The sequence below is a fragment of the Methylobacterium symbioticum genome (assembly GCF_902141845.1).
GTDB classification, from domain to species: domain Bacteria; phylum Pseudomonadota; class Alphaproteobacteria; order Rhizobiales; family Beijerinckiaceae; genus Methylobacterium; species Methylobacterium symbioticum.
The window spans coordinates 1-7,664 of the sequence record NZ_CABFPH010000166.1; the positions used below are offsets into that span (position 1 = coordinate 1).

General features: G+C 71.6%; 9 protein-coding genes. 5 read left to right on the top strand and 4 right to left on the bottom strand.

Going from position 1 to position 7,664, the window contains the following annotated elements:
* From MET9862_RS27545 to MET9862_RS27560, 4 genes are all read right to left on the bottom strand, one after another.
* The coding region (locus MET9862_RS27545) for a carboxyltransferase domain-containing protein (RefSeq protein ID WP_142586109.1) at positions 1–517 on the bottom strand (517 nt) is incomplete at its 3' end.
* On the bottom strand, positions 510–1,283 hold the full coding sequence (locus MET9862_RS27550) for a LamB/YcsF family protein (protein WP_142586110.1): 774 nt from the start codon (positions 1,281–1,283) through the stop codon (positions 510–512). The genes MET9862_RS27545 and MET9862_RS27550, both read right to left, overlap by 8 nt.
* 30 nt (positions 1,284–1,313) lie before the next feature.
* Positions 1,314–2,570: a Zn-dependent hydrolase gene (locus MET9862_RS27555; protein ID WP_244612938.1), complete on the bottom strand. Its 1,257-nt coding sequence runs from the start codon at positions 2,568–2,570 to the stop codon at positions 1,314–1,316.
* 28 nt (positions 2,571–2,598) lie between these two features.
* Positions 2,599–3,591, bottom strand: coding sequence for an NAD(P)-dependent oxidoreductase (locus tag MET9862_RS27560; protein WP_142586112.1), 993 nt, complete (start codon positions 3,589–3,591; stop codon positions 2,599–2,601).
* Positions 3,592–3,816: 225 nt separating this feature from the next.
* Here MET9862_RS27560 and MET9862_RS27565 point away from each other — a divergent pair, with 225 nt between their 5' ends.
* From MET9862_RS27565 to MET9862_RS27585, 5 genes are all read left to right on the top strand, one after another.
* The gene (locus tag MET9862_RS27565; protein ID WP_142586113.1) at positions 3,817–4,629 is read left to right on the top strand and encodes an amino acid ABC transporter ATP-binding protein; all 813 of its coding nucleotides are present in this window, start codon (positions 3,817–3,819) and stop codon (positions 4,627–4,629) included.
* Positions 4,630–4,663: 34 nt separating this feature from the next.
* Positions 4,664–5,341 (top strand): amino acid ABC transporter permease, encoded by a 678-nt coding sequence (locus MET9862_RS27570; protein WP_142586114.1) that lies wholly within the window; start codon positions 4,664–4,666, stop codon positions 5,339–5,341.
* Between the two features lie 115 nt (positions 5,342–5,456).
* Entirely contained in the window at positions 5,457–6,272 is an 816-nt protein-coding gene (locus MET9862_RS27575) for a transporter substrate-binding domain-containing protein (protein WP_142586115.1), read from the top strand.
* 141 nt (positions 6,273–6,413) lie between these two features.
* Positions 6,414–7,094 (top strand): GntR family transcriptional regulator, encoded by a 681-nt coding sequence (locus MET9862_RS27580; protein WP_142586116.1) that lies wholly within the window; start codon positions 6,414–6,416, stop codon positions 7,092–7,094.
* Positions 7,095–7,130: 36 nt separating this feature from the next.
* Positions 7,131–7,664: aminopeptidase P family N-terminal domain-containing protein (locus tag MET9862_RS27585; protein WP_185157032.1), on the top strand; the 534-nt coding region annotated here is incomplete at its 3' end.

The window sequence follows — 7,664 nt, forward strand, 5'->3', positions numbered from 1 at the left end:
GCCCGGGACGGTGGCGGGCCGGCGTCTCCGGCGGCGGGCCGGACGGGCGCCTCGGGGGACCCCGCGGGCGGGGCCGACGGGAATGGGCGAGGCCCGGCGAGAGGCCGCTCTGGGGACCCGGGTCGCCGCGGCCCGCAGGGAGGCCCCCCCCGGCGGCGGGCTCCGCCCCGGCGCCTGCCGCCAGCGCATCGAGGTCGGCCCCGTGTGCGCCGCCGTAATGGACCGGGACCCGCCAGCGCCGCCGGCCGCCGTCCGCGCCCGCGGGCGGCGGCCAGTGCCCGGCGATCCAGGCCGCGAGCGTCGCCCGCGGCAGGCGCTCGGGGTCGTAGAGGACGAGGAGCGAGCGATAGGTCGGCACCGTCTCCAGGAGGCCGGCCAGGCCCGCCGCGCCCAGCGCCCGATCCAGCGCGACGACCTGCTCGTTGACGGCCGGATCGACCGCGCGGCCGAGCTCGATCGTGAGCGCGCGATCGCCGCAATCGAGGAGCCGGTAGGGGAGCGGCTCCGTCTCAGGCATCGACCACCTCGGCCATCGGCCTCAGCGTGATGCCGCGGGCGGCGAGGTCGTCGCGCAGGCGGCGGCCCATGGCGACGGCGCCCGGCGTGTCGCCGTGCACGCAGACCGTGTCGATCCGCGTCGGGATCCGCCGCCCCGACAGGCTGGTGATCGCGCCGTCCTCCAGCATGCGCAGCACGCGCGCCGACACCGCCTCGGGCTCGTGCAGCACGGCCCCGGGGAGCTTGCGGGAGACGAGGTTGCCGGTATCGGCATAGGCCCGGTCGGCATAGACCTCGCGCGCCATCCGGAGACCGAGGCGCTCCCCGGCCCGCTCGGTTTCCAGGCCGGGCATCACGACGAAGATCAGGTCGCGGTCGAGGGTCCGGATCGCCCGGGCGACCGCGAGGGCGAGGTCGGAATCCTCGTTCGCCAGATTGCCGAGGGCGCCGTGGGTCTTCACGTGGCGCACCGGCGTGCCCGCATCCTGTGCCAGCGCGAGCAGGGCGCCAACTTGGTAGAGCACCGCCTTCTCGACATCCTCCGGACGTTCGCCGTGGATCGGGCGGCGGCCGAAGCCCCAGAGATCGAGAAAGCTCGGATGGGCGCCGGCCTGCACGCCGTTGCGCGCGGCCAGCGTCAGGGTCTGATGCATGACGAGCGGGTCGCCCGCATGGAAGCCGCAGGCGATGTTCGCCGAGGTGGCCACCGTCAGCATCTCGGCATCGTCGCCGAGACGGTAGACGCCGAAGCCCTCACCCATGTCGCAGTTCAGATCGATGATCATCGAAGCATCCTTCGTTCGAGGGGCGCCGGCTCAGGCTTCAGCGACGAGGTGCGCCACGAGGGTCGCGGCCGCGCAGAGATCCTCGATCCGCATGGCCTCGTCCGGGTTGTGGCTGCCGTTCTGGTTGCGGACGAACACCATCGTGCTCGGCACGCCCTGTCCGGCCAGCACGGCGGTGTCGTGCCCGGCCCCGCTGATCATGGTCCGGTAGGCTAGGCCGAGGCGGTCGGCGTGGCGGCCCAGAGCCGCCACCAGGCCGGCGCTCATCCGGGCCGGCGTACTGCCGGTGCGCGCGCCGAGCGCGAAGCGGACGCCGCGCGCCGCCTCGATCCGCGCGACGAGGTCTGCGAGCGCCGACTCGACCGCGTCGAGGACGGCGGGTTCGGTGCTGCGCATGTCGAGGCAGAACCGCACCTCGCCCGGGATCTTGGCGAAGGCGTGCAGGCTCGGATCGGTGGAGACCTCTCCGAACGTCACGGTCGCAGGCCGGTCCGCCGCCTCCAGTTCGCCCCAGACCGCGTCGAGCCCGGCGATCAGGTCGGCCAGCGCGAAGACGGCGTCGCTGCGCTCGGACCGGCGCACCGCCCCGGAATGGCCGTAGCGGCCGAAGCAGGCCGCTTCGCGGTAGCGGACGCTGCCGCTGATCGCGGTGACGAGCCCGACCGGGATTTCGGCCGCGTCCAGGGTCGGACCCTGCTCGATATGCATCTCGAGGAAGCCGTGGATGCGGTCGGCGCTGAGATGGGCGGCGCCGCCGGAGACCGCCTCGGGCCGCAGGCCGAGATCGCGCATATGCGCCGCCAAGCTCCGCCCGCTATCGGCGCGGGGCAGGTCGAGGACCTCCGCCGGAAGCAGGCCGAACGCGGCCCGGCTGCCGATATAGGAGGCGGGAAACCACACGCTCTCCTCGGCGCGGAACACGGCGACCGTCACCGGCCGGGCCGGTACGAGGCCGGACTGCCGCAGCGCCGCCACCGCGGCGAGACCGCCGATCACGCCGGCCGCGCCGTCGAAATTGCCGCCATGCGGGACGGTGTCGACATGCGAGCCGACCATCCAGCACGGCAGATCCGGGTCCCGCCCCGGCAGCGTGAGGAAGAGGTTGCCCGCCGCATCGACCTCGGGCCGCAGCCCCAGCGCGAGGCCGGCGTCGCGCATCACGGCATGCGCCCGCTCCTCGCCCGCGCCATAGGCGGCACGGGTCACGCCGGGCTCGTCCCGGCTGAAGCTCAGGAGGTCCGCGAACAGGCGCTCGCAGAACGCTTGGTCGACCTGAAGTCCTGTCACGGTTGGCACGCTCCGGCCTCTCCTGTCCTCATCCATGGCGCCGCTGCGCCCAGACATCGGGGTTGACGAGGCCCTCCGGGCGGCGGCCCGCGAGCACCGCGACGATCCGGTCGGCCACCGCCTCCGCGGTGCGCGCCAGCGCCGCCTCCGTCGAGCCGGCGATGTGCGGTGTCAGGATCGCGCGCGGCTCGGTGCGCAAGGGATGGTCCGGCGGCAGCGCATCGCCCGCGAAGACGTCGAGGCCCGCACCGGCGAGGCGGCCCTCCGCCAGCGCATCGGCGAGAGCCGCCTCATCCACCAGGGCCCCGCGGGCGGTGTTGATCAGGAAGGCCCCCGCCTTCATCCGCGACAGCTCAGCCTGGCCGATCAGGCCCCGGGTGCCGGCGGTGAGCGGCAGGTGCAGCGACACCACGTCGGCCTGTTCGAGCAGCGCGTGCAGCGACGGCGCGCGCGCGGCGCCCACCGCCGCGAAGTCGGCGGCCGGCCGGGTCGGCCCATAGGCCAGGACCCGCATGCCGAGGGCAGCCCCGAGCCGGGCCGTGGCCTGGCCGATGGCCCCGAAGCCGACGAGGCCGAGGGTCAGGCCGTTCAGCTCGACCAGACGTGCCGCGTATTTGAAGCCGTGATCGTCCGCGCGAACCGCGCGGTCGGCCGACGGCACGGCTTTCGCCAGGGCGAAGGCCAGCGCCAGCGCATGCTCCGCCACCGAGCGCGCATTCGCGCCGGGCGTGTTCACGACGGCGATGCCGGCCTGTGTCGCCGGCCCCAGCGCCACCGGGTCCGTGCCGGTGCCGTGCACGCCGATGACGCGCAGCCGCGGCGCAGCGGCCACCGCCTCTGCTGGGAAGCCGGCGCTCCGGGTGACCGCCGCGACGCAATCGGCGGCCTCGCGCGCCAGGGTCATGGGATCGATGCCGCTCGCGGAGCGCAGCGTCAGCCCGGCCTCACGCAGGCGCGCCAGACCAGCGGCATGGATCGGCTGGATGACGAGGCAGGATCCGGCGAGGGGAGATGTGGCCACGGATTAGGCACCGCCTGCAAAAAAATACCGCTTGAATGCCGGCGGTATACCACCCAACATAGAGACCATGAATTGCGCTTGCAACACCAAAATTCTATGACGCCAGTATAAATTCGATATCTTCCAATCAACTCGTGCATATTTTGCGTATTAATGATTGTTGCCTCAGCAATAAACTGAGAATTACGACACTAAACACGCTCTGAACCCGCAGCGGAGGGCCAGATGATCGATCCCAGCGTCCAGGACGCTTCGAAGCCCCTCATCAAGATCCGCAAGCTGCGCAAGAGCTATGGCGCCAACGAGGTGCTGAAGGGCATCTCCCTCGACGTGCATGAAGGCGAGGTCATCTCGATCATCGGGGCGAGCGGATCTGGGAAGAGCACCTTTCTGCGCTGCCTCAACCTGATGGAGACCCCGACCACCGGCTTCATGGACTTCGAGCGCTTCGCCTTCGATTTCGAGGCGGGCGCCCGGCGGCAGCCGACGCCGCAGCAGCTCTGCGCGCTCCGCGCCCGGATCGGCATGGTCTTCCAGAGCTACAATCTCTGGCCGCACATGACGGTGCTGGAGAACGTCATCGAAGCGCCGATCCAGGTACGGCGGCTGCCGCGCAAGGAGGCGGTAGCCGAGGCCGAGGCCCTGCTCCAGCGCATCGGCCTCTACGAGAAGCGCCACGCCTATCCCTCGAAGCTCTCCGGCGGTCAGCAGCAGCGCGTCGCGATCGTGCGCGCCCTCGCGATGGCGCCGAAGGTGATGCTGTTCGACGAGGTCACGTCGGCGCTGGACCCCGAGCTTGTCGGCGAGGTGCTCGCCCTGATGGGTTCGCTCGCCGCGGACGGGATGACGATGCTGCTCGTCACCCACGAGATGGCGTTCGCCCGCGATGTGGGCACCCGCACCCTGTTCTTCGACGGAGGCGTGATCGCCGAGGACGGTCCTCCCGCGGAGATCATCGGCGCGCCGCGCAGCGACCGGCTGCGGCAGTTCCTCCGGCGGGTCCTGCACGAGCCGGCCTGCCTCGGCCTGCCGGCGTGAGCGGCCGAACCTTCAGCGGAGAGAGCGGGCGGCGATGACGATGATGCAGGATTCCTGGATGGCTTGGCGGGACGAGGTTCTGACCTACGGACCGGGCTTCCTGACGGCTACCCTGGTCGTGCTCGGGGTCACGGTGGCGAGCATCCTGGTGAGCTGGGTCTGCGGGCTCCTCGGCGCGCTCGGCAAGCAGTCGCGCTGGCCCCCGGTCCGGGCGCTGGCGAGCTTCTACGTCTGGTTCATCCGCGGCACGCCGACCCTGGTGCAGGTGTTCATCGTCTATTTCGGCATGCCGCAGATCGGCGTGAAGCTCTCGCCCCTCACGGCAGGCATCATCGCGCTCGGCATCAGCAGCGGCGCCTACGTGGCCGAGACCATCCGCGCGGGCCTCGCGGCGATCCCGCGCGGGCAGCTGGAATCCGCCCAGGCTCTCGGCATGTCGCCCCGGACGATGATGGTGCGGATCGTCCTGCCGCAAGTCTTCCGCATCATCCTGCCCTCGCTGACCAACGAGGCCATCTCCGCGGTCAAGAACACCTCGCTCCTGTCGACCATCACGGTCGTCGAGCTGACGCTCTACGCGCAGCTGATGATCGCCACGACCTTCCGACCGTTCGACTTCTACATCGCGGCGGCGCTGATCTACCTCGGCATCACCTCGATCCTGTCCCAGCTCTCGGCCTATTTCGAGCGGCGCTACGCCCGGCTGTCCTGAGAGTCCCCCCGATCCGCCCGCCGCAGGCCGTGCGGCGGGACCCGGCCAGTCCTGGCCCCTTGCCGGCCCCCTGCCGCCCCCCCTTCCCCCCTCCCTTCCCCGGAGACCCCGAGCCATGAACCGCAGGTACGTCCTCACCCCCGCCGCCCTCGGCGCCGCGCTCCTCGCCGCCCCGCTGGCGGGCCCCCGCGCCCGCGCGGGGGACGCAGGGCCCAAGCTGGAGCTGATCCAGCCCGGCAAGCTCGTGGTGGCCACCGACAGCACCTTCGCGCCCTTCAGCATGCGCACCCCGAGCGGCGAGCTCGACGGGCTCGAGGTGCGGGTGGTCCGGGAGATCTGCCGACGGCTCGGCCTCGACTACGAGCCGGTCAACATCAAGTTCGACGCGCTACTCGTCGGGCTGATGGCGGACCAGTACGACATGACCAGCGAATCGATGGACATCACCCCGACCCGCCAGAAGCAGGTCGCCTTCGCCGACGGCTGGCTCGAATCCGGTGCGCGGATCGTGACGCGCAAGGATACCGGCATCACCGGGCCGGCCGACCTCAAGGGCCGCAATGTCGGTGCGCTCTCGGCCTCGACCTTCGGCCGGCTCGCCGAGGAGCACGGCGCCGTCCTGAAGAGCTACAAGACGGCCGCGGACGCGATGCAGGACCTCGTCGGCGGCAATATCGACGCCGTGATCAACGACGCGGTGGCCGGCAATTACGCCATCAAGGCCCGCAAGCTGCCGCTGGTGATGATCGAGACCCCGCTCAGCACCGTGCAGAAGGGCTTCGCCATCAAGAAGGGCAAGCCGAACCTCCATGCCGCCGTCAACAAGGCCCTGTCCGAGATGATCGCCGACGGCACCTACGCCAAGCTGATCACCCCGCTCATCGGCTACGATCCGGCCCCGAAGGAGCCGATCCGCACGCCGGCCCTATGATCGGGTGAGGGTCCGCGCCGCGGGCCGCGCCTGCGGATCCGGCCCGCACCTCCCTGTGCGGGCCGGCAAGACGACAAGACGACCCGTCGGCAGGCCGCATGGCGGGACGGCGCGGACGGACGCGCCCCGGGAGGAAAGTGGATGAAGGCCCTCGACGCTTCTCAGTACACAAGCGGCCTCAACGCGCGGCGCGAGCAGAGCCTCGGCCAGATGGCCTACGAGCGGCTGCTCGACATGCTGATCCGGCGCGAGATGCCCGCGGGCACGGTGCTGCACGAGCGTCGGCTGGCGGAACTCCTCGACATCTCGCGCACGCCGACCCGGGAGGCGATGTCGCGGCTGGAGACCGAGGGGCTGATCGAGCGCCGGCCGGGCGGCGTGCTCGTGGTCAAGGAGTTCTCGCTGCGCGAGCTCGTCGAGATCCTGCACGTGCGCCGTGTGCTGGAGCGGGAGAGCGTGACGCTCGCCACCGGCCGCATCCCGGAGGCGGAGCTCGACGCGCTGAAGGCGACGATCGAGGGCCTGCTCGCGGCGGGCGATCCGGATTCTCCCGGCAACTGGGAGGTGGACCAGCGCTTCCACGACCTCATCGCCGAGCGCAGCAACAACGCGATCCTCGCCAAGACGATCCGGGATCTCCGGCTGAAGACGCAGATGTTCAACCTGAGCCGGATGCCCGAGCGCTTCGAGCCGGTCCACCGCGAGCATCTGGCCGTCATCGCCGCCCTGCGGGCCAGGGACGCCGCAGCCGCCGCCGCCGCGATCGAGGCGCATCTCGAGAACTTCAAGCAGGGCATCATCCGCCGTCTGAGCGAGATCTGATGGCCATCCCGGCGGCGAGGCCCGGAGGAGGGTCCGATGCATGAATTCGCGGATCTGCGCGGCTGCGAGGCCGCCTTCCCCGCGGCGGAGTTCGAAGCGCGCCAGGCGCGAGCCCGGGCCGCGGTCGCGGCAGGAGGCCACGACGCCCTGGTGGCGACGGGGCCGGAGACGATCTACTGGCTGACCGGCCGGCAGAGCGCGGGCTACTTCGCCTTCCAGGCCCTCGTCCTGCCGGCGGAGGGGCGACCGGTCCTCATCGTCCGGCAGCTCGAACTGGCCGGCGCGGCCGCCAATACCTGGCTCGACGCCATCGTCGCCTATCCGGACGGGGCCGATCCCGTCGAGGCGCTGGCGCGGATCCTGGCGGAAGCCGGCTTGCGCCGCCCCGCCTTCGAGCTCGCCGGCTGGTTCCTGCCGCCGGCCACGGCCGCACGGATCGCCGCGCGGATCGGGCTCGACCCGCTGCCCGACGGGTCCGGGCTCATCCCGCCGCTGCGCCTCGTCAAGTCGCCGGCCGAGCGCGCGGCGATCCGCGCGGCGGCGCGCTACGCGCAGGCCGGCCTCGCCGCC

Excerpts from the sequence above, each read along its gene's own strand:
- MET9862_RS27580 (WP_142586116.1), top strand. The coding sequence starts at position 6,414 with ATGAAGGCCCTCGACGCTTCTCAGTACACAAGCGGCCTCAACGCGCGG.
- MET9862_RS27565 (WP_142586113.1), top strand. The coding sequence starts at position 3,817 with ATGATCGATCCCAGCGTCCAGGACGCTTCGAAGCCCCTCATCAAGATC.
- MET9862_RS27570 (WP_142586114.1), top strand. The coding sequence starts at position 4,664 with ATGACGATGATGCAGGATTCCTGGATGGCTTGGCGGGACGAGGTTCTG.
- MET9862_RS27550 (WP_142586110.1), bottom strand. The coding sequence starts at position 1,283 with ATGATCATCGATCTGAACTGCGACATGGGTGAGGGCTTCGGCGTCTAC.
- MET9862_RS27575 (WP_142586115.1), top strand. The coding sequence starts at position 5,457 with ATGAACCGCAGGTACGTCCTCACCCCCGCCGCCCTCGGCGCCGCGCTC.